Origin of the sequence: Advenella kashmirensis W13003 (assembly GCF_000506985.1) — a bacterium.
In the GTDB taxonomy this organism is placed as follows: Bacteria; Pseudomonadota; Gammaproteobacteria; order Burkholderiales; family Burkholderiaceae_B; genus Advenella; species Advenella kashmirensis_A.
In genome coordinates, this window is record NZ_KI650981.1 from 433,633 (window position 1) to 454,407 (window position 20,775).

The window sequence follows — 20,775 nt, forward strand, 5'->3', positions numbered from 1 at the left end:
TTTTTTTTTTTTTTGTGGTAGGCATCGTTGTGGAGTATCGATTTTTCGGATGAAATTTCAATTGAAATAATTGAATTTCAATTGAAATTTGTGGGCAAGTTAATGATTCGTTTCGCTAAAAATTTTTTTTTGTTGAAAAGTGAAGGAGTCATGCGTTTGGGGCGTGTGCAGGATGCGTACAACTGCCTTCAAACCGGGTCATCCAAAATATTGTGAAGAAAGATTTTTATATTTTGATAAAAGTTCGGGCGGCGCTTTCAGTCGGATTTTTATGTGTGGCATAAGCAACGCAGCGGGATGACGATATTCGAGCCGTTAATTGATCGATGGAACTGAATACTCTGTTGTGTATCGACGAGACAGATATGGATCAGATGCACTGTATTGCAATCCGGATATCTCGTGGTTAGCCTGTCTTTCGGTCATCACGCAGTGACAAAACTGATCAAACCCAGATGGCAGGAAGCGGAGAAAAAAGCAGAATAACGCTGCTGTATTGAAGGGCAATGCAGACGGTAAAAGGGCCCGACCGAAGTCGGGCCCTGCTCGATAAGGAGATCGCGATGACCAGAATCGCTTTACTACTTATCCTGATTAGCATGATGCTGGTGCTGGCTGCACCAGCCTACTAATCAGGGATCGGTGGAGTAGCAGCTCCACCGGTTTCGGGTTTAAATTTACTTAAGCGCGCGCGATTTGTCAATGTCGTATTTGCCGAAGGTGTATACGATTCGAACAGCCCGGATATTGAGAGCTCTTGCTTAGATTACGCATGGATATTTTCGATCAAATTACCCTTTCAGTGTTACCAATCAACTGCAGAGTATCGTCGCTGCGTTGAAGGGCAATGCAGACGGTAAAAGGGCCCGACCGAAGCCGGGCCCTGCCTGATAAGGAGATTGCGATGTTACGAATCGCTTTACTACTTATCCTGGTTAGCATGATGCTGGTGCTGGCTGCACCGGCCTACTAATCAGGGATCGGTGGAGTACACGGCTCCACCGGTTTCGGGTTTAAATTTACTTAAGCGCGCGCGATTTGTCAACGTCGTATTTCCCGAATGGGCCAAGCGCGGAAAAGGAATGAGCCAGCGCGGAAAAGTATTGTCGCCGCTGATCGCTCTATCGGAAAATAATGGTGCGATGGTTGTTCAACAGAATGCGATGCTCCACATGATATTTCACGGCTCGCGACAGCACCAGCGATTCAATATCGCTGCCCACCCGCGTCAGTTCGTTGGCCGACATGGTATGGTCCACCTGCTCAATATCCTGCGCAATAATCGGGCCTTCATCCAAGTCCGCGGTCACGTAGTGGGCGGTGGCACCGATTATTTTTACGCCTCGGGCATGCGCCTGATGGTAGGGCCGGGCGCCCTTGAAGCTGGGCAAAAAACTGTGGTGAATATTAATGGCGCGTCCTTCGAGCGCGCGGCAGAACCGATCTGACAGAATCTGCATATACCGTGCCAGCACCACGACATCAGCCTTGTGATTCTCTACCAGGGCCAGTACCTGTTTCTCTTGTTCGGCCTTGGTGTCGGGGGTGACGGGCAGATAGTGAAAAGGAATACCGTAGCCTGTGGCCAGGCGCTCGAAGTCGCGATGGTTCGATAATACGGCGACAATTTCGATGGGCAGGGAACCGCTATTGGCGCGAAACAGCAGGTCGTTCAGACAGTGCCCCTGCTTGCTGACCATGATCAGTACGCGCGCTTTTTTTCTTGCGTCATACAGTTTCCAGGTCATGTTGAACTGTTCGCCCAGGGGAATGAATTTCAGATGGATATCGTCCTGGCTCAGGTCGCCATCAACACTGAAGTGAACGCGCAGGAAAAATCTTTCGGTTTCTTCATCGCCAAATTGCTGTGAATCAAGAATATTGCCATTGAGCTCAAGCAGCAGGCCGGATACGGCATGGACGATCCCGGTACGGTCGGGACAGGATACGGTCAGAATATAATCGTTTTGCATAAAAAGGTGCGGCCGTATTGGCGTTTGGGTTGATTGTTTATGAGGCGGTCAGGGAACGTGCGGTTGCACTTGCAATCGCGAGTGCGGCGGTCAGACCGGGAGATTCGATGCCAAACAGATTGACCAATCCCGTGACGCCATGGTCGGCAGGACCGGAAATCATGAAATCACCCGCATTTGAAGTGGCGGGCACAATTTTCGGGCGGATGCCGGCATAACCCGGTTCCAGTGCGTTTTCAGGCAGCCCTGGCCACCAGTTGCGGATGGCCCGATCGAAGGCGGTGACGTGTTCAGGGTTGACCAGGTAATTTTCGTCTTCGATCCATTCGGTATCGGGACCAAATTTGGCCTGTCCGCCCATGTCGAGCGTCAGGTGCACGCCCAGTCCGGCCGCGTTGGGCATTGGATAAATCAGGCGGGAAAACGGTGCGCGGCGGTTCAGTGTGAAATAGCTGCCTTTGCAATAATACTCACCAGGAATATGTTTGGGGTCAAGCCCGGCTATGCGGCGCGCTAGAGTAGGCGCGTGCAGGCCGGAGGCATTGATTAGCGTGCGACAGGTCAGCGTCATCGCTTCGTCGCCGCCAAACTCACAGGTGAAGGAGCCATCGGCATTGATCTGCGCTCGCAGCATGGGAGTGCGCAGGACGACCTGGGCTCCGGCATGTTCGGCATCGCCCTGCAAGGCAAGCATATAGGCATGACTGTCAATAATGCCGGTGGAAGGGGACAGGACGGCTGCGACGCAGTCCAGCTCGGGTTCCAGTTTTTTTGTCTCTTGGGCTGTCAGCCATTGCAGATCATCGACGCCATTGGCTTTGCCCTGGGCGGCAATTTTTTCCAGATAAGGCACTTGCGATGCGTCTGTGGCAACCAGCAGCTTGCCCAGTCGCTTATACGGAATATGGCGTTCTTCGCAATAGTCGTACAGGCGCTTTTTGCCCTCCAGGCACAGGCGTGCTTTGAGGCTTCCTTGCGGATAATACAAACCGGCGTGGATGACTTCGGAGTTGCGCGAGCTGGTGCCCATGCCAATGCCTTCTTCAGCCTCCAGCACGAGTACGTCGGTACCGGAGCGGGCCAGTTCGCGTGCGATCGCCAGTCCGACGACACCGGCGCCGACGACGATGCATTCTATGTCAATATTCATTGTGTTTCTGTTAACGTGGGAGTCAGATCAAAGCTGCCGGCATGATAAACCAGTGGGAGGGAATCAATATGATGGCAGCGTTCCACTTCGCCGATCAGGATCATGTGATCCCCTTCGTGATAGTGGTTGCGGTTATAGCATTCGAACCAGGCCGAACAATAGCGGTCATCCAGTTTGGGAACCTGTTCGAGGCTGGTGCCAGGCGTCCACAGGACATCGCGAAAACGGTCCTGCGGGCTGCCGGTGGAAAATTGGCGGGCAAGTGCAAGTTGCTCCGCGTTCAGGATATGGATGTTATAGCGTTGTATCTGTTCAAAAGCTTCGCGATTGGAAGAGCTTTTGATCAGGCTCCAGAGGATGAGCGGCGGGTTCAGAGAGACCGAGTTGAATGAACTGACGGTCAGCCCGATGGGATGGCCTTCCTGGGGATGCGTGGCGGTGACAATCGTCACGCCGGTCGCAAAACGGCCCAGGGCCGATCTGAAATCACGGGAATCAAAATCCGGAGCCTGTGCGCTCATTGTCTGTTTACCTTATGTCCGGGCATGGTCACCTCAGGGAGAAAGACGAGCCATGGACCAGTTGCCGTCCTGATCACGGGTATATCGAAGCCGGTCATGGAGTCTTGAGGGACGGCCTTGCCAGAACTCGATCATATCGGGTACGACGACATAGCCGCCCCAATGAGGGGGTTTGGGGACCGTTTCGCCAAATTTCTCCTGGAAATCGACAACGCGTTCTTCCAGTTCTTCGCGGGTGGTGACCTGGCTTTGTCGGGATGCCCACGCCCCGATTCGTGAACCGAGCGGGCGGCTGACAAAGTAGTCGGTTGATTCGGCTTCAGGCAAGAAACGCGCTACGCCGTTGATGCGTACTTGTCGCTGAAGCCCCAGCCAGAAGAACAGCAGGCTGACGGCAGGATTGCCCGCAATATCGCGTCCCTTGTCCGATTCGTAGTTGGTGAAAAACGTAAAACCATCGGCCGTCAGGTCTTTGAGCAATACCGTGCGCGACGAGGGTCTGTGCCGGGCGTCAACAGTAGAGAGCACCATGGCGTTGGGCTCGGCGATGTTGCCTTTCAGGGCATCATCGAACCATTGTTCAAACTGTTTGATTGGGTCAGGATCGACCTGGGTTTCCAGAAGCACGTTTTTATCGTAATTCTGGCGTAAATCTGCGAGCGTCATAATTACATCTTCAGGGGAAAAAACCTAAAGGGCTAGTGTACTGCAATTACAGGGATTTCCCTGCCAATTCCGACTCGCCGTCAGCAGATTAAGGATGCGCCTTGTGGCTTTTGTGGGCGTGCTTTTTGAGTGTATCGGCCAGTTCGAACAGGGCATGATCCTGGATATTGGCGTCGGACAGAGCATGGGCCGTTTCGATCACATATTCCGGGCAGGGGCCGTTCTGGCCAGAGGCGTTCAGAATGATCTGCAGGGTTTCTTCAAAGGTGAGATCCCGGGCGTACGCGTGGTTTTCCCGGTCCATGATAAAGGCGAGGGCACGCACCGGCCCCAAATCTGTTTCGCAGGTTGTCCAGGTAGGAATGTAGGCACCGGAGACCATTTCCCGCTTCCACAGGGCACGGAATTCCTGCTCCAGCGCGTCAGGGCGCAGTTTGAACACTTTACCCTGGCAGCGTCCGCCTTCATCCAGGCCGAAGACCAGGCCGGGACGTTCGGGAGTGCCACGATTGACGCTGGACCACAGGCAGAGTGCCCGGTGATAGCCATGAAGAGTGGCAACGCGGCATTCCTGGAATTCAAATTCCGGGCGCCAGATCAGGGAGCCGTATCCAAAGACCCAGACATTGTCAGGATCGGTATGAGCCAGATTCTGCTGCATGGAATGTTCGACTTCTTCGTCTGTCCACAAGCGGAACTGGCGGATATGGTCGAGTGCTTTTTGTAAGGGATTCCTGATTAATTCTGCCACGGGGTCAGCTTTTCTGAATGTGCATTAAAATGACAAACGTCCGGACGGCAGTTGAAGCCGAGTCACCCGGCCGCTTCATGTTGTTATAACTCTGAAACAATTTTAGTATAGGTCAGAATCGATTGGAATGGATACAACAATAAACGATAAGCAAAGACGTTTCAGTGGTTTACAGCGTCTTTATGGCGAAGGCGCAACGTTGCAACTTGAACGGGCGCACGTGATGATCGCCGGAATTGGCGGCGTAGGCTCATGGACGGCAGAGGCGCTGGCGCGTTCCGGTATCGGAGAGTTGACGCTGGTTGATCTGGACCATATCGCAGAGTCCAACGTCAATCGGCAGATTCATGCGCTGACGGATACGCTGGGGCAGGCCAAGATCCAGGCGATGGCGGACAGGATCGCGGGTATCAATCCGGATTGCCGTGTCCATCGGGTTGATGATTTTGTGGAGCCGGGCAATGTCGATGTACTGCTCCAGGCGCGGCCGGTGAGTGTGCTGGTCGATGCCACCGATCAGGTGCCTGCAAAGCTTGCCATGACACTGGCCTGTCACAGACATGCAATTTCGTTTGTGATGTGCGGCGGGGCAGGCGGAAAACTGGATGCGCTGACATTGAAGGCGGGAGATTTATCCATGGCCCGCAATGATGCGTTGCTGGGCCGAATTCGCCAGCAGTTGCGCAAGCATCATGGCTATCCCAAAGGATCAGACAGGCATGGCAAGGCGCTGCGCAAGCCGCCTTCCATGCGCGTGTTTACGCTCTGGTTGGACCAGCCTGCGGTGCTGCCGGACGCGTGGGCCAGGACGGAGGAGCCGGGTTCGCTCCAGGGATTGTCGTGTGCCGGATATGGATCGGCAGTCACCGTTACTGCCGCCATGGGTATGGCGGCTGCCGGGGAGGCGATTCGCAGAATTCTGGCGTGATAATGTGGACGTTTAGGGTGGAGACAGGCGCCGGTCTTTCGGCAAGCTGCAGTCGGAGCGCGGACTTTTTTTGGTCGTGCTGTGATGGAGTTTAACCGTGTTGGGATGAAGCGTGATTTCGATGTCTGTGGCCAATAACCGACAGGATACAAATATTTACCCGGGTAATATTCCAATTTTATTTTTATCCGGGTAATATTATGGCTGTTCAATACAACAGCCCATAGGAGGGAGCATGACGACTTCCGTATCTACTTACACCGTTTTCCAGGGATATCAGCGGCTTGCGTCGGGCACCTTGCCCGAAGTGACTCCCGTTTACAAAGACGCCCTGAAAGCTACTACCGCAGACGCCGTGCTGATTTTCGATGATCAGACGGGACGCTCAATTGATATTGATTTGCGGCATACTGACAGATCTTTGCCGATACATAACAGCTTGAACGTGAACGACGGCGCTGCGGTCGCTGTCCAGTCAGAAGCAGCGCATGAGCCGCACGAGCCCGTATCCCGGGGGCGTGGGCGGCCCAAATTGGGCGTGATTGCGCGCGAAGTGACGTTGCTGCCCAGGCATTGGGAGTGGCTGTCGGCCCAGCCGGGCGGCGCTTCGGTCGCTTTGCGCAAGCTGGTCGAGAGCGCCCGGCTGGGGAGTGCAAACCGTGACGCGCGGCGCCATGCCCAGGAGCGGGCTTATCATTTCATGCTGGCGCTGGGTGGTGATCTTCCCGGCTATGAAGAAGCCACACGGGCATTGTTTGCCGGCGACTTGACGGCGCTGGAGCAGCACATTGCCGGCTGGCCCGACGATGTGCGACTGCATGCGCTGAAACTGGCTGCGACCGCCTGAGTGATAGGCTGCAGCGTGCGCTAGGTTTCCGACGCTTCCACTGGTGTCGTTTGGTCCAACCGGTCCAAAAATTCCTCCAGAACGACACCGGTGTGGGACGCGGCTTTCTTCGCAATAATGTCTTTGACCGGACCCATGGCGACAACTTGTCCGCCACCGTTACCGCCTTCGGGCCCCATGTCGACAATCCAGTCGGCTTCGGCCATGATATCCAGATTATGTTCGATGACGACCACCGTGTTGCCTGCCTGGACCAGCCGGTGCAGCACGACAATCAGTTTCTCGACATCGGCCATGGACAGTCCGACGGTGGGCTCATCCAGTACATACAGGGTATGCGGCCTGCGCGAAGCACGGCCGGTCTTGATGACGCCTTCGTCAAGGCGGGCCTTGACCAGTTCCGAGACCAGCTTGATTCGCTGGGCTTCACCGCCGGACAGGGTTGGCGATGGCTGGCCCAGTGTCAGGTAGCCCAGGCCGACATCCTGCAGCAACTGCAGCGAACGCTTGACACGGGGGTGAGCCGCGAAATAGGGAATGGCGTCATCGACTTCCATCTTCAGCACTTCCCCTACATTTTTTTCACGCAGCCGAATCGCCAGGGTATCGGGGTTGAAGCGGTCTCCGCCGCAGGCTTCGCATGGCACTTTGACATCGGGCAGGAAGCTCATTTCGATGGTGCGCATGCCCTGGCCTTCGCAAATCGGGCAGCGTCCGTCACCGGTGTTGAACGAGAAGCGGGAGGTGCTCCACCCACGGATCTTGGCGTCACGGGTTTCGGCAAATTGCCGTCGTACGTCGTCCCAAAAGCCGATATAGGTTGCCGGGCAGGAGCGTGGCGTTTTGCCGATAGGCGTCTGATCGACCTCCAGCACGCGATCCAGGCTTTCCCAGCCGGTGATGTCGGCGCAGCCGCGCCAGGCGGCGGGGTTTTTGACGCCGACCACGCCTTTGAGATTGTCCAGCAGCACATCGCGCGCCAGTGTCGATTTCCCGGAACCCGATACGCCGGTGATGACGCTGAGGCGGCCTTTGGGAATACGTACATTGACGTGTTGCAAGTTGTGCAAATGGGCACCATGGATATGTATAAATCCGGTGTCGCCGTCGATCGCCTGGCCTGGCTGCAAGGGGTGAGTCATGGGATGGGCCAGATAGCGTCCGGTCAGCGAGCGCTCGTTGGCGATAATATCTTCGTAGCTTCCCTGGGCCACGACGGTGCCGCCGCGAACGCCCGCTCCAGGTCCGATGTCGATGATGTGTTCGGCACGGCGGATGGTATCGTCGTCATGCTCTACCACGACCAGTGTATTGCCATTGCCTTCCAGTCGCGACAGGGCATTGAGCAGAATGCGGTTGTCGCGCGGATGCAGGCCGATGGTCGGTTCATCCAGGATGTAGCAGACGCCCTGCAGATTGGAGCCCAGTTGCGCCGCCAGGCGAATGCGCTGCGCTTCGCCGCCGGACAGGGTGGGGGCGGAACGATCCAGGCCGAGATAGCCCAGGCCGACTTCTTCCATGAAGGCCAGCCGGCTTTTTATTTCATTCAGAATATCACGGGCGATATCGGCATCGCGTCCCTTGAGTACCAGGCCGGCGAAAAACGTATGCGCTTCGGTGACGGGCAGCGCCGCCAGATCGGCAATGCTACGATCTTTCCAGCGTACGGCCAGTGCATTGCGATTCAGGCGCTGACCATGGCAGGCCGGGCAGGCAGCAAGCTCGTGTTCTTCCTCGCCTGGCAGGTTTTTCCATGATTCCTCTTCGCCCGTCTGTTCCTCGTCAAAACCCGTCAGCTTGACGCCGGTGCCAAAGCAGCTGTGACACCAGCCATGCTTGGAGTTATAGGAAAACAGGCGCGGATCGGGTTCCGGAAAACTGGTGCCGCAGGAAGGGCAGGCGCGTTTGGTGGAAAAATGCTGCTGTTCAAGCTCACTGGCGTGCAGTGGATCGGCCGGGTCCAGATCCAGGATGATACTCATGGTTCCGTGGCCGGTTTCCAATGCACTATGCAGCGCGTCCTTCAGTTGGGACTCGACTGCGGGTCCGATCACTAGATCGGCGACGGGCAGTTCTATGGTGTGTTCCTTGTAGCGGTCCAGACGCGGCCAGGGTTTGACCGGGATGAAATCGCCGTCGACCCGCAAATGGGTGTAACCCTTGCCTTCGGCCCATTTGGCCAGATCGGTGTAGTAGCCCTTGCGGGCCGTGACCAATGGGGCCAGAACACCAATATGCCGGCCTTTGCACTGGCTCATGATGCGGGCGAAAATCTGTTCCTGTGATTGCGGTTCTACCGGAACCTGGCAATCGGGACAATATTGGGTTCCCAGCTTCACATACAGCAGGCGCAGAAAATGATGGGTCTCGGTCATTGTGCCCACCGTGGATTTGCGTCCGCCGCGACTGGTGCGCTGCTCGATGGCCACCGTAGGCGGAATGCCGTAAATGGCATCCACATCGGGCTTGCCGGCAGGCTGGACGACGGCGCGTGCATAGGCGTTGAGCGATTCGAGATAGCGGCGCTGTCCCTCGTTGAACAGAATGTCGAACGCCAGCGTGGATTTGCCGGATCCCGATACGCCGGTAATGACCGTGAAGGTATTGTGGGGAATATGGACGTTGACGCCCTTCAGATTGTGTTCCTTGGCGTTCAGAATATCGATCTGCGAAGGCGTTTCGCGCTCACCGGCCTGTAGCGTATCGGTAGCGTACTCGCCCTCGGGCTCCTGCAGTGACAGTGGAACACTGGCAATAATGTCGGATTCATATTCGCGCAAGGCGGTGCCTGTGTGGGATGCTGCGATTTCCATGACCGTGGCGGGCGTTCCCTCGGCAACGATCCGGCCGCCATCGACTCCGCCTTCCGGACCGAGGTCGATCAGCCAGTCTGCCGAGCGGATCACATCCAGGTTGTGTTCAATGACCAGCAGTGAATGGCCCGCGGCGAGCAGCTTGCGAAAGGCGCCCATGAGCCGGGCGACATCGTCAAAGTGCAGCCCGGTAGTAGGTTCGTCAAACAGGAACAGGCTGCCTTTTTTGGCCACCTTGGCAGCGGAAATACCACTGCGTGCCGCTTCGGCCAGGTGACCGGCCAGCTTGAGGCGCTGGGCCTCGCCGCCAGACAGCGTTGGAACCGGCTGACCAAGTTTGAGGTATTCCAGGCCGACATCGACAAGCGGTGACAGGCTGGTTTGCACATCGCGCAAACCCTTGAAGAATGTCAAGGCTTCGCTGATGGTCATGTCCAGTACCTGATCGATGGATGCGCTGTTGCCCAGGTGTTCGACACGCACTTCGAGAATTTCCGGACGGAATCGCTTGCCATCGCAGTCGGGGCAGCGGATGTACACATCCGACAGGAATTGCATTTCGACATGCTCGAAGCCTGTGCCGCCGCAAGTCGGGCAACGGCCATCGCCGCTGTTGAAACTGAAAGTGCCCGGCGTATAGCCGCGTTCCCGGGCGGTGGGCGCCTGGGAGAAAAGCTTGCGGATGGCGTCGAAGGCGCCGACATAACTGGCCGGATTGGACCGGGCGGTTTTGCCGATCGGGCTTTGATCGACCATGACGACTCCGGCAACCTGCTCGGCGCCCAGGAGCCGGGTGAACTCTCCAGGTGCTTCGGTCGGCCGGCCAAAATGCTTGAGCAGAGCAGGGTAGAGCACATCCTGCACCAGCGTGGATTTGCCCGAGCCCGATACGCCTGTGAGGCAGACCAGGCGACCCAGAGGGAAGGCGACATCGACATTCTGCAGGTTGTTGGCGCTGACGCCTTCAAGGATCAGTTTGGGCGTATTGTTCTGCACGGGCATTGGGCGGGGCGCTTCGACGCGCAACTGGCCGCTCAGATAACGCCCGGTCAAGGAACGGGCGTCGCGCAGGCGTTGCGGCGTGCCGTCAAAGACAATTTCTCCGCCGCGTTCACCCGGCCCGGGACCCATATCCAGAATACGGTCGGCGGCCACCATGACCTGAGGATCGTGCTCGACAACGACCAGCGTGTTACCTGCGTCGCGCAAGCGGTGCAGAACCTGCACGATCCGGTGCATATCGCGCGGATGCAGGCCGATGGACGGTTCGTCCAGCACGAAAAGTGTATTGACCAGCGAGGTGCCCAGTGCTGTGGTCAGGTTGATGCGCTGCACTTCGCCGCCGGACAGCGTCCGGCTTTGCCGGTCCAGGCTGAGGTAACCCAGACCGACATTGCAGAGAAAATCAAGCCTGTTACGGATTTCCTGAAGCACCAGATCCATGGCGCTGTCCATGAAAACGGACAGTGCCAGCGTGGTAAAGAATTGACGTACCTGCGTGATCGGCAGGCGCATCAGATCGTGGATACCCAGACCGTCCAGCGTATCGAGCTGGGGCACGGACCATTTTGCATGCACCGGCATGAATCGGGTATACGTGCCCATGATGTCGTCTCTGACAGGAGCATCGCCCAGCCGCCACAGGGTGGCATCGGGCTTGAGACGTGAGCCGTGGCAGGCCGGGCAGGGCGTGTAGCTACGATATTTGGACAGCAGGACGCGCACATGCATTTTGTACGACTTGGTTTCAAGCCAGTCGAAAAAACGCTGTGCACCATACCACTGATGTTTCCAGGCCGACGGGCCGCCTTTCCATTCGGGATCGCCATAGAGCACCCAGTGTTTTTCGGCGTCGTTGAGTTGTTTCCAGGGCGTATCGATGCGGATGCCGGCCTTTTTGGCGTATTGCATCATTTCGGTCTGGCATTCGCTATAGCTGGGCGTTTGCCAGGGTTTGACCGCGCCTTCCTGCAATGTCTTGGTTTCGTCGGGAATGACCAGGCCGAAATCAATGCCCATGGCGCGACCGAAGCCCCGGCAGGTTTCGCAGGCACCCAGCGGCGAGTTAAACGAAAAAGTGCTGGGTAGCGGCGATGAATAGGTAATGTCGCAATTGGCGCAGTGCAGTTGTTCACTGAACTTCCAGGTTTCCAGCGCCTGGCTGTCGTTGTCTACGGCGTAGACGGTGCACATGCCGCTGCCGTAGCGCAGGCAGGCTTCGAGTCCTTCAATGACGCGGGCTTTTTCGGCCGTCGAAAAACGAAAGCGGTCCTGAACGACATGCAGGACGCGGCTGATTTCGATTTTCTGGGTTTTGCTGCGGCCTTTTTGCGCCACCGTGACACTGCGTTCTTCTTCGGCATGAACGCGGGTATAGCCTTGCTGCTCCAGATATTGCCGGACTTCCTCTTCTGTGTAGTTGCCGGGAACGACCACAGGGAAAGTGAGGATCAGGCGCGGATCGCCCAGCGCGGGCGTGGTGGTCGCGAGAAAGTCGAAAATGGTATCGGGGTTATCCTTGCGCACTTCGGTTGCGCACTGGCGGCAATACAATCTGGCCGCCCGGGCAAAGAGCAGTTTGATGTGATCATTCAATTCGGTCATGGTACCGACGGAACTGCGCGAATTGCGTACCGGATTGGTCTGGTCGATGGCAATGGCGGGCAAAATGCCTTCAATACGGTCCGCTTGTGGCTTGTCCATGCGATCCAGAAACTGTCGCGCGTAGGGCGAAAACGTTTCGACGTACTTGCGCTGCCCTTCAGCATAAAGCGTGTCAAATGCCAGTGAACTTTTGCCGGACCCCGATACGCCCGTGACGACCACGAATTCGCCGGTGTTGAAGGTGACATCGAGATTTTTGAGATTATTTTGCCTGGCGCCGAATATCCGGATCTGCGAACTCATGAAGTGCTCCGATGGACTTCGACGCATGCCGAAGTGCAATGAGGATAAGGATGAATCTTACTGTATAAATAAACAGGTGTAGTATTGTCGCATATTAATCTATTTCTGGCATGACACAACGAAAAAAACGCCGAGACAGGCCCACAAAATACGCAACAGAAGTCGATAAGATGGGGACGACTCAGCCGATTCACAGTGCCGGTATGGTCAGCAGGCCGATCATTGCGAGCGTGCTCTTTTCGAGGCTTGCGCAGTCCGTGTTTTGTTTGTATTGTGCCGGGATTGCGATTACACTTTTGCACGCTTCGTGCTTGTCCATTGTCATCTGCTGAATGCCCCTTTTCCTCCGACCTGCCAAATTGTCCTTTCCTTTATGAGTACTGAATCCAGTCAAATGCCAACCCCGCCTTTGGGGCTTACCATGGGCGATGCCGCCGGTATAGGACCGGAACTGGTGGTCAAACTGTTCAATGAAGGGCTGCCCGCACCCGCGGTAGTGTACGGCGATGCCGGTGCTCTCAGGCGGGCCATCTCCCAATTGGGGCTGGCGCTCACTGTCGCTTCATATCCGTCGGTGACGCAGTGGCAGGAAGCACTTGCAAATCCGGCCGTGCCGTCTGCCATCCCGGTTATTGAATGTGGCGATGCCCTGCCGGATGAATTGCCCATGGGGCAGGTCAACGCCCAGGCAGGCCTGGCTTCTTACCATTTTCTACTGCGGGCCATTGCTGATGCCATGGCGGGGCGGATCTCGGCCATTGTCACGGCGCCACTGAATAAGCTGTCGTTGCGCGCGGGCGGGGTTGATTTTCCAGGCCATACGGAAATCCTGGCCCATGTCGCCGGCGTCCCCTGGGTGGCGATGATGTTGCTCAATGAGCAGTTGCGTGTGATCCTGACCACGATCCATGTGCCTTTGAGTGCCGTGCCGGGCCTGATCACATTTGAAAACGAGCTGGAAACGATCCGCCTCGCGGCGCGCGCCTGCCACATGCTAGGACAGGACACCCCGCGGATTGCCGTTGCCGGGTTGAATCCGCATGCGGGTGAGGGTGGGCGGTTTGGCCATGAAGACGAGGCGATTATCCGTCCGGCGGTCGAGGCGGCGCGAACGCAGGGTCTGGACGTCACCGGACCGCATCCGGGCGATACCGTCTTCATGCGCGCCCGCCAGGGCGAGTTTGATATCGTAGTGGCGCAGTATCATGACCAGGGTCTCATTCCCGTGAAATATCTGGGCGTGGACCACGGGGTTAATGTGACAGTGGGCCTGCCTTTTGTTCGAACAAGTGTCGATCACGGCACCGCGTATGATATTGCCGGAAAAGGGATCGCAGACCCGTCTTCATTGAGAGTCGCCTGTGAGTTGGCGCTACGAATGCAGATCCCCGCTGTCTGATTTTTGCCCGGCCGCAGCTTCAAATGTGCAAATTCATGGATAAACGCATGATTTAATGCTAGAATAGCAGATTACGTAAAAATTTTCTCGGAGATTCTCATGGCAGAAGTCAAACGCACTCGCCGCAACACGCTGGAGCGTCGTTGCCTGGGTAAAGCATTCAAACGTCTTTTCGTACGCTCTCCTAAAGGCGTATTCAAAATGCTGGAAAAAGTCAAACGCGCCTAAGCAAAGATATCGGGCAAAGGTATTGGCACCTCTTTTGGGGAGCGAACCAGGCGCCCCTGCCGGCAGGATGTAATGAAGGTTGAACGACAGCACGCTTGACCTCTGGGTTTAGCCGGCAAACTGAACGCATGAATGTGATGCGCGGCAGCGAACAAAAAGTCATCAACGAAAAGCCACTTTTGAAAGTGGCTTTTTCGCGTCCGTCTGCGGCAACAAGCGAAGGGGGCATGACCGGTTGATCGCGTGCTCCGGCTCTTACGCAGGCCGTTAGCGCCAATTCATGCGGTTTACTTTTTGCTACAAGTTGCACATCGTATTTAAAACAATCTCTGCTATCGTTAACGAACAAAAAATCAATAATGCTCGGGATAGATATATAAGGCTATGACGCAGAATCTCTATTTTTTTACGGTGTTGACGCCTACCTACAATCGCGCGCACACTCTCGAGCGCGTCTATGAGTCGTTGTGCGAACAGCAATTCAAGGATTTTGAGTGGCTGGTGGTTGATGACGGTTCAACCGACAATACCCGTAACAAAATTGAAGCCTGGCAGGCGGAGTCGCCGTTTCCGATACGCTACGTCTGGCAGCCCAATCAGCACAAAAAAACGGCATTCAATACCGGGGTCAAAGAAGCCTGGGGTCGCCTGACGGTTGCGCTCGACAGTGACGATACGCTGCTGCCCGATTCCCTGCAGTCTATGGCCGATGTGTGGCGAGGCATCCCCGATGACCTGAAAAGCGGCTACATTGCGGTGATCGGACTGTGCGCGCGTCCCGATGGCAGCATCGTGGGAGATCGCTATCCTCAAGATGTGATGGACATGACATCGCTGGACATGAATTTCAAATGTCATGTCAAGGGTGAAAAATTCGGTTGCCTGCAAACCGAAGTGCTCAAACATTTTCCTTTCCCGGAGGATATCGAGGGGTTCGTGCCCGAAAGCATGGTGTGGCGCGCGATTGCGCGAGATGGATACCTGACGCGCTTTGTTAATCAGGTCTTTCGCATTTACCATGAAAGCGAAGATTCACTGAGCCTCGAAGGTGCGCAGTCGGGTGAGAAACATGCTCTGGGCATTCTACTGCTCGCCCGCGATACCGTGGTCAACTGTCTGCCCTGGTTCCGCTTTCAGCCGGTAGCGTTTTTGCAGGCTGCGGCCCGTTATACCCGTTTCCGGCTTCATTTGCAGCACGCGGGCAAACGGTTGCCGCCGGCAGGAGAATTGCAGGGCAATATGTCGAAACTGCTGGTCTCTATTATGTTCCCGGTTGGCTGGGCGCTTTATTTGAGGGATCGACGTCGCCACGCATAAAGCGTCGCGACAGGGAGAACCTGGAATCACGTCTGCTATTGACCCACTGACTTGACCCACTGACCCCGGTCAAATCGTAAAAAGTCGTGATCAATGCAGCGTAGGCGAGGGCGGTGTCGGCGAATCCGGCGGCGTATCCTCGTCGTTGCCGTCATTCTCGTCGTCTTCGTCCTCAACCAGCTCGCCTGCTTGCGGTTCACGCATCCCAAAAGGCAACATTTCTTCCAGGGAATCGCCCCATTCGACTTCCTCACCTTCGAAGTCGATCCGGACAAAACGCGCGTTTTCAATATCGGTGATCTGGATGCCCCACAGAAACTCGCAGGCGTAGACTTCTTCCTCGGGGTTTTCCAGATCACTGGATTCGCTGACAAGGCGTGCGCCCGCACCGCCCATTTCAAGCGTAACAATATCGTCTGAGTTGTCATCCGAAATATCCAGCGGCACGCCGAACGCCACCCATTCCATGCCATCTTCGGTCGTATCGATTTCGGCGATAACCGGTTTGCCAAGGTAGGCGGTAAGGGCGTCGGCTGTTTTTTTCAGCAGCGAAATTTCGTAATCGGTAAAGGTGGGTTCAGGTACAAAGCTCATGGCGGTGGTCCGTATTCAGGTCTTATTGCCATTGTAGCCGCCCTCTTGCGGCACGCAGCATGTTTATTTCATACAATGCTTATTTGAATTTATTTGCAAGCAAAATTAACTATGGCCCAGTACGTTTATACGATGAATCGAGTCGGCAAAATCGTGCCTCCCAAGCGGCAGATTCTGCGCGATATTTCGCTCTCTTTTTTCCCGGGCGCCAAGATCGGTGTTCTTGGCCTGAATGGATCCGGCAAATCAACATTGCTCAAGATTATGGCGGGTATCGACAAGGATATCGACGGCGAAGCCATTCCCATGCCGGGCCTGAAGATCGGCTATCTGCCGCAGGAACCCGAGCTGGATCCCGATCATACCGTCAGGGAAGCGGTCGAGGCCGGACTGGGCGAGGTATTTGCCGCGCGCCAGCGGCTGGAGCAGGTGTATGCCGAGTACGCCGAACCTGATGCCGATTTTGATAAACTCGCGGCCGAGCAGGCAGAGCTTGAAGCGGTCATCTCCGCAGCGGCCTCCAGTGGTGCAGATGACATTGGCACCCAAATGGAAATTGCTGCCGATGCCTTGCGGCTGCCGCCGTGGGATGCGGTGGTCGGCAAACTGTCGGGTGGCGAGAAGCGTCGCGTGGCGCTGTGCAGACTGCTGTTGTCCAAGCCCGATATGCTGTTGCTGGATGAGCCGACCAACCACCTGGATGCGGAAAGTGTCGAGTGGCTGGAGCAATTTCTGCAGAAATTCCCCGGTACCGTTGTGGGCGTGACCCACGATCGCTATTTTCTGGATAACGCCGCAGAATGGATTCTGGAACTTGATCGCGGCCATGGTATCCCCTGGAAAGGCAATTACAGTTCCTGGCTGGAACAGAAAGAAGCCCGCCTGGGACAGGAAGAGGCGAGCGAGTCGGCCCGGCAGAAAACCATTCGCAAGGAACTGGAATGGGTCCGGCAGAATCCCAAGGGTCGTCAGGCTAAATCCAAAGCCCGTCTGGCGCGTTTCGAAGAGCTGTCTTCTCACGAGTATCAGAAGCGCAACGAGACGCAGGAAATTTTTATTCCCGTCGCCGAGCGTCTGGGTAATGAAGTGATTGAATTTGTCAATGTCAGCAAGGCATTTGGTGATCGCCTGCTGATTGATGATTTGAGTTTCAAAGTGCCGCCAGGCGCCATTGTCGGGATCATCGGCCCCAACGGCGCCGGTAAGTCTACCTTGTTTCGCATGATTGCAGGCAAGGAGCAGCCCGATTCTGGAGAGGTCAAGCTCGGCCAGACCGTGAATATTTCATTTGTCGATCAATCGCGTGACACGCTGGCCAATGATCAGAGTGTGTTCGACTTTGTTTCACAGGGGTCCGATCTGCTGAACGTGGGTCGCTTTGAAATTCCCACCCGGGCCTACCTGGGCCGATTCAACTTCAAGGGTTCCGACCAGAACAAGCTGGTCGGTCAGTTATCCGGGGGTGAGCGCGGACGCCTGCATATGGCCAATACGCTGATCAAGGGCGGCAATGTGCTGCTGCTGGATGAACCGTCCAATGATCTTGATGTCGAAACCTTGCGTGCGCTGGAAGATGCCTTGCTGGAGTTTGCCGGCGCCGTCATGGTCATCAGCCATGACCGCTGGTTTCTGGATCGCATTGCCACTCATATACTGGCCTTCGAAGGGGATTCCAGCGTCGTGTTCTTTGACGGGAATTATCAGGAATACGAAGCGGACAAGAAAAAACGCCTGGGCGAAGAGGGGGCCAAACCCCGTCGCATACGCTACAAGGCGCTCAAGTAACGCAATCGATGTGGTGCCGGCCGGTCGTACTGACGCGATCGGCCCACTGCAACGTTGCATTTTACCCACGTGAGCATATGGGCTTATTTCAGTTGATATCATTTCGATTGCAATAAACCATCTCTGTAACAAAGAGCCACGCACAGTTTGGTCGTGCCAAGTTTTCCGGAGTATAGTGGGACTTAAGGCGTTTGAGACTAGCATCTGCTTGACCAATGCGCGAGACTATTTTCATTACACTCAGGAGCACAATATGAAAACGAATATCGTAGCCAAGAGCATTATCGCAGGTACCCTGGCCATTACACTTGCCGGATGTGGCGGTATGACGCAGCGGGATCGTAACACGGTTGGTGGCGCTGCTATCGGTGGGGTTGCCGGATCACTGCTGACCAGCGGCGGCACATTGGGTACGCTGGGCGGAGCGGCCATTGGCGGCGTCATCGGCAATCAGGTAGGAGGTCACCGCCGTTAAGCGGCAGATCGTCTTTTTGCATGGGCGTGGGAGTTCCCGAGCGTGAACTGACGCGCCACACCGGCGGGCCAATTCAACTGATATTGCAGGGCTGAATTCTGTTTTTACAGATTTCAGCCTTTTTCTTTGCCTGATCACGTTCCTTGAGCGTCTGTCCGGCGGTTGGCTTCGATCCGTAAAAAATGCATCACGCTCGCCGGGCTGTAAAGTCTGCACGTGGATACAGCCATAAAAAATGCACCGCATTCGCCAGATTCTATTTTCTGGCAGATGAGTGCATTTTTTTGCCATTTGATGGCCTGACGCTTTAACCTGCCTTGGCAACGGCGTTTTTCGGATCCTGGGGCATTTCGATCTTGACTTCCAGTACTTCCAGGTTGCCGTGCTTGTCGACGTTCACCTTCAGATCCTGTTCGTTGATCTTGATGTATTTGGAAATGACCTCGATCAGATCTTTTTGCAATTGCGGCAGAAAATCGGGCGCACCGGTGGAGCCTTCCTCGCGTTCGTGTGTGATGATGAGCTGAAGTCGTTCCTTGGCAACGCTGGCGGACGATTTCTTTTCACCGAGAAGAAATTTCAGGAAGGACATATTACTTGCCTCCGAAAAGTCGTTTGAAGAAACCTGGTTTATTGTAGTCGGTAAAGCGCAATGGCTTCTCTTCGCCCAGGTATCGTGCAACGATGTCCTGATAGGCTTCGGACACGTCAGAATCTTTCAGGTGGATGGCAGGGATCCCGGAGTTGGACGCCTGCAAAACAGACTCAGACTCGGGCACAACACCGATCAGCTTGATACGAAGAATATCTTCGATATCTTTCAGGGACAGCATTTCGCCATCTTCAACACGCTTGGGATTGTAGCGTGTTAACACCAGAAATTCCTTGACGGCTTCTTCACTTTGTTCCGCGCGGCGTGACTTGGAAGACAGGATACCCAGGATCCGGTCCGAATCCCGCACCGAGGATACTTCTGGGTTGGTGACCACCAGGGCATCATCGGCAAAGTACGCTGCCATAAGCGCACCGGTTTCGATCCCGGCAGGTGAATCACAAACGATATATTCAAAATCCATACCCTTAAGGTCTTCAAGTACCTTGGCAACCCCTTCACGGGTAAGCGCGTCTTTGTCGCGGGTTTGCGATGCAGGCAGGATAAACAGATTTTCCAGCTGTTTGTCTTTGATGAGCGCCTGGTTCAGCGTAGCTTCACCCTGGATGACATTGACGAAATCGTACACCACGCGGCGTTCGCATCCCATGATGAGGTCAAGGTTACGCAGGCCGACGTCGAAGTCAATCACGACTGTTTTATGGCCACGCATGGCAAGACCGGATGAAAAACTGGCGCTGGTGGTGGTTTTGCCCACACCGCCTTTACCTGAAGTTACCACAATGATGCGAGTCATGTAAGGTTATTCCTATATATCCGTATGGCTGTAAGTGCCGATATCTTAACGCATATCGGTATGAATTTCTTTTAAAAAACGTTACCGGAAGGCAGCGGGGTTATCCCTGACTGCTGTCTCCCGGAATGAATCGCAGCGTGTCATTGTCCAGCTCGACGATGACCGGTTTTTTGTTCAGAGCCGGTTCGATCTCGGCGTCGATGACGCGGTAGATGCCTGCAATGGCCAGCAGTTCTGCATCCAGGTGCGATGTGAATATCCGCGCAGACGCATTGCCACGGGCGCCGGCAATGGCTTTGCCGCGCAGCGGCCCGTAAACATGAATATTGCCGTCGGCAATAACTTCGGCGCCACGGCTGACCACGCCAATGACGATCAGATCGCTGTTGCGGGCGTAGACGCGCTGGCCTGAGCGCAATTGGCGCGCCAGCACCATGGTAGGAACGGGAACCGGCACTTCGCGAATGGTTTCGCGGATGACCGGCTCATTGCTGCGATTCTGATTGCGGGGCGGCGTAGCGGGTTTCTTCGGTGCTGCGGCAGGCGGCGGGCTGGGTGGGGGCGTCGCGCTGGTGTCCGTTGCGGCGGACACGGTGCGGACATTGGCAGCTGGCGCCAGCTTGACGGCATCGGCCACCGGTTCGGTCAGCATGGTCGGCTCGGGTGGCTGTCGAGTGTTGAGCGTAGAGATCTCGACTTTGCACAGGCCAGCCTGGCGGGCGCTGTCGATGAGGGCGCCATCAGGCCCCATGACACCGATGACCGGGAGTTTGTGTTGCGCGAGCAGGGTGACCAGACCGTTCCAGTCTGGCGCGCTGCTCAGGCCTGTGGCGTCGAGTACGACCGGCTCGTGCTCGAACAGGCTGCCGGCTTCGGCCATTTTTTGTTCCAGCGCCTGCTGCAGTGCCGCTGTATCGGTACTTTTGAGTTCGATACGGACAACAAAAAGCGATGCGCTTTTGAATTCGAGGGCAGAGGAAGAGGATTTGGAAGCCACGTTTCAATTCACTTT

General features: G+C 55.7%; 19 protein-coding genes. 8 read left to right on the forward strand and 11 right to left on the reverse strand.

The features are described from left to right. Window positions 1–1,121: 1,121 nt before the first annotated feature. The 5 genes from purU to W822_RS41555 all read right to left on the reverse strand — a co-directional run bounded on the left by purU (window position 1,122) and on the right by W822_RS41555 (window position 4,971). Window positions 1,122–1,973: a formyltetrahydrofolate deformylase gene (gene purU, locus W822_RS41535; RefSeq protein WP_024006683.1), complete on the reverse strand. Its 852-nt coding sequence runs from the start codon at window positions 1,971–1,973 to the stop codon at window positions 1,122–1,124. A gap of 37 nt (window positions 1,974–2,010) precedes the next feature. Next, a complete protein-coding gene (locus W822_RS41540; RefSeq protein WP_024006684.1) occupies window positions 2,011–3,123 on the reverse strand; it encodes an NAD(P)/FAD-dependent oxidoreductase in 1,113 nt (370 codons plus the stop codon). Next, window positions 3,120–3,644, reverse strand: coding sequence for a flavin reductase family protein (locus tag W822_RS41545; RefSeq protein ID WP_024006685.1), 525 nt, complete (start codon window positions 3,642–3,644; stop codon window positions 3,120–3,122). Before W822_RS41545 ends, W822_RS41540 begins: the two co-directional genes overlap by 4 nt. A 33-nt stretch (window positions 3,645–3,677) precedes the next feature. Then, complete coding sequence (gene pdxH / locus W822_RS41550) at window positions 3,678–4,310, reverse strand: pyridoxamine 5'-phosphate oxidase (RefSeq protein ID WP_024006686.1); 633 nt, start codon at window positions 4,308–4,310, stop codon at window positions 3,678–3,680. Window positions 4,311–4,398: 88 nt separating this feature from the next. Continuing rightward, window positions 4,399–4,971, reverse strand: coding sequence for a gamma-glutamylcyclotransferase (locus W822_RS41555; protein ID WP_024006687.1), 573 nt, complete (start codon window positions 4,969–4,971; stop codon window positions 4,399–4,401). A gap of 217 nt (window positions 4,972–5,188) precedes the next feature. Between W822_RS41555 and W822_RS41560 the strand changes: the two genes are divergently transcribed. Both W822_RS41560 and W822_RS41565 read left to right on the forward strand, forming a co-directional pair. Continuing rightward, window positions 5,189–5,989 (forward strand): tRNA threonylcarbamoyladenosine dehydratase, encoded by an 801-nt coding sequence (locus W822_RS41560; protein WP_024006688.1) that lies wholly within the window; start codon window positions 5,189–5,191, stop codon window positions 5,987–5,989. A 235-nt stretch (window positions 5,990–6,224) separates the two neighbouring features. Beyond that, window positions 6,225–6,836 (forward strand): DUF2239 family protein, encoded by a 612-nt coding sequence (locus W822_RS41565; RefSeq protein WP_024006689.1) that lies wholly within the window; start codon window positions 6,225–6,227, stop codon window positions 6,834–6,836. A gap of 20 nt (window positions 6,837–6,856) precedes the next feature. On the opposite strand, the gene uvrA is transcribed toward W822_RS41565, so the two are convergent. Together uvrA and W822_RS46755 are read right to left on the reverse strand one after the other, a co-directional pair. Continuing rightward, entirely contained in the window at window positions 6,857–12,556 is a 5,700-nt protein-coding gene (gene uvrA / locus W822_RS41570) for an excinuclease ABC subunit UvrA (protein WP_024006690.1), read from the reverse strand. Between the two features lie 190 nt (window positions 12,557–12,746). Then, window positions 12,747–12,875 (reverse strand): hypothetical protein, encoded by a 129-nt coding sequence (locus tag W822_RS46755; RefSeq protein ID WP_301280279.1) that lies wholly within the window; start codon window positions 12,873–12,875, stop codon window positions 12,747–12,749. Window positions 12,876–12,950: 75 nt separating this feature from the next. Between W822_RS46755 and pdxA the strand changes: the two genes are divergently transcribed. From pdxA to W822_RS41585, 4 genes are all read left to right on the forward strand, one after another. Beyond that, window positions 12,951–13,955 carry a 4-hydroxythreonine-4-phosphate dehydrogenase PdxA gene (gene pdxA / locus W822_RS41580; RefSeq protein ID WP_024006692.1) on the forward strand — a complete coding sequence of 335 codons (1,005 nt, stop codon included), beginning with the start codon at window positions 12,951–12,953 and terminating at the stop codon, window positions 13,953–13,955. A gap of 99 nt (window positions 13,956–14,054) precedes the next feature. Continuing rightward, window positions 14,055–14,183, forward strand: coding sequence for a hypothetical protein (locus W822_RS46760; protein ID WP_024006693.1), 129 nt, complete (start codon window positions 14,055–14,057; stop codon window positions 14,181–14,183). 95 nt (window positions 14,184–14,278) lie between these two features. Further along, window positions 14,279–14,422, forward strand: a complete 144-nt coding sequence (locus W822_RS46415; protein ID WP_155848201.1) for a hypothetical protein — start codon at window positions 14,279–14,281, stop codon at window positions 14,420–14,422. A 145-nt stretch (window positions 14,423–14,567) separates the two neighbouring features. Then, window positions 14,568–15,500: a glycosyltransferase family 2 protein gene (locus W822_RS41585; RefSeq protein ID WP_024006695.1), complete on the forward strand. Its 933-nt coding sequence runs from the start codon at window positions 14,568–14,570 to the stop codon at window positions 15,498–15,500. A gap of 90 nt (window positions 15,501–15,590) precedes the next feature. Here the strand turns inward: W822_RS41585 and W822_RS41590 are convergent, their stop codons facing one another. Further along, on the reverse strand, window positions 15,591–16,094 hold the full coding sequence (locus W822_RS41590; protein WP_024006696.1) for a hypothetical protein: 504 nt from the start codon (window positions 16,092–16,094) through the stop codon (window positions 15,591–15,593). Window positions 16,095–16,205: 111 nt separating this feature from the next. On the opposite strand from W822_RS41590, the gene ettA reads away from it, so the two are divergent. Further along, on the forward strand, window positions 16,206–17,879 hold the full coding sequence (ettA, locus tag W822_RS41595) for an energy-dependent translational throttle protein EttA (RefSeq protein ID WP_024006697.1): 1,674 nt from the start codon (window positions 16,206–16,208) through the stop codon (window positions 17,877–17,879). A gap of 253 nt (window positions 17,880–18,132) precedes the next feature. Next, complete coding sequence (locus W822_RS41600) at window positions 18,133–18,354, forward strand: glycine zipper 2TM domain-containing protein (protein WP_024006698.1); 222 nt, start codon at window positions 18,133–18,135, stop codon at window positions 18,352–18,354. Window positions 18,355–18,661: 307 nt separating this feature from the next. Here the strand turns inward: W822_RS41600 and minE are convergent, their stop codons facing one another. From minE to minC, 3 genes are all read right to left on the reverse strand, one after another. Next, complete coding sequence (gene minE, locus W822_RS41605; protein WP_024006699.1) at window positions 18,662–18,946, reverse strand: cell division topological specificity factor MinE; 285 nt, start codon at window positions 18,944–18,946, stop codon at window positions 18,662–18,664. 1 nt (window position 18,947) lies between these two features. After that, window positions 18,948–19,763: a septum site-determining protein MinD gene (gene minD, locus W822_RS41610; protein WP_024006700.1), complete on the reverse strand. Its 816-nt coding sequence runs from the start codon at window positions 19,761–19,763 to the stop codon at window positions 18,948–18,950. A 100-nt stretch (window positions 19,764–19,863) separates the two neighbouring features. Next, window positions 19,864–20,760 carry a septum site-determining protein MinC gene (gene minC, locus W822_RS41615; protein ID WP_024006701.1) on the reverse strand — a complete coding sequence of 299 codons (897 nt, stop codon included), beginning with the start codon at window positions 20,758–20,760 and terminating at the stop codon, window positions 19,864–19,866. Window positions 20,761–20,775: the final 15 nt, after the last annotated feature.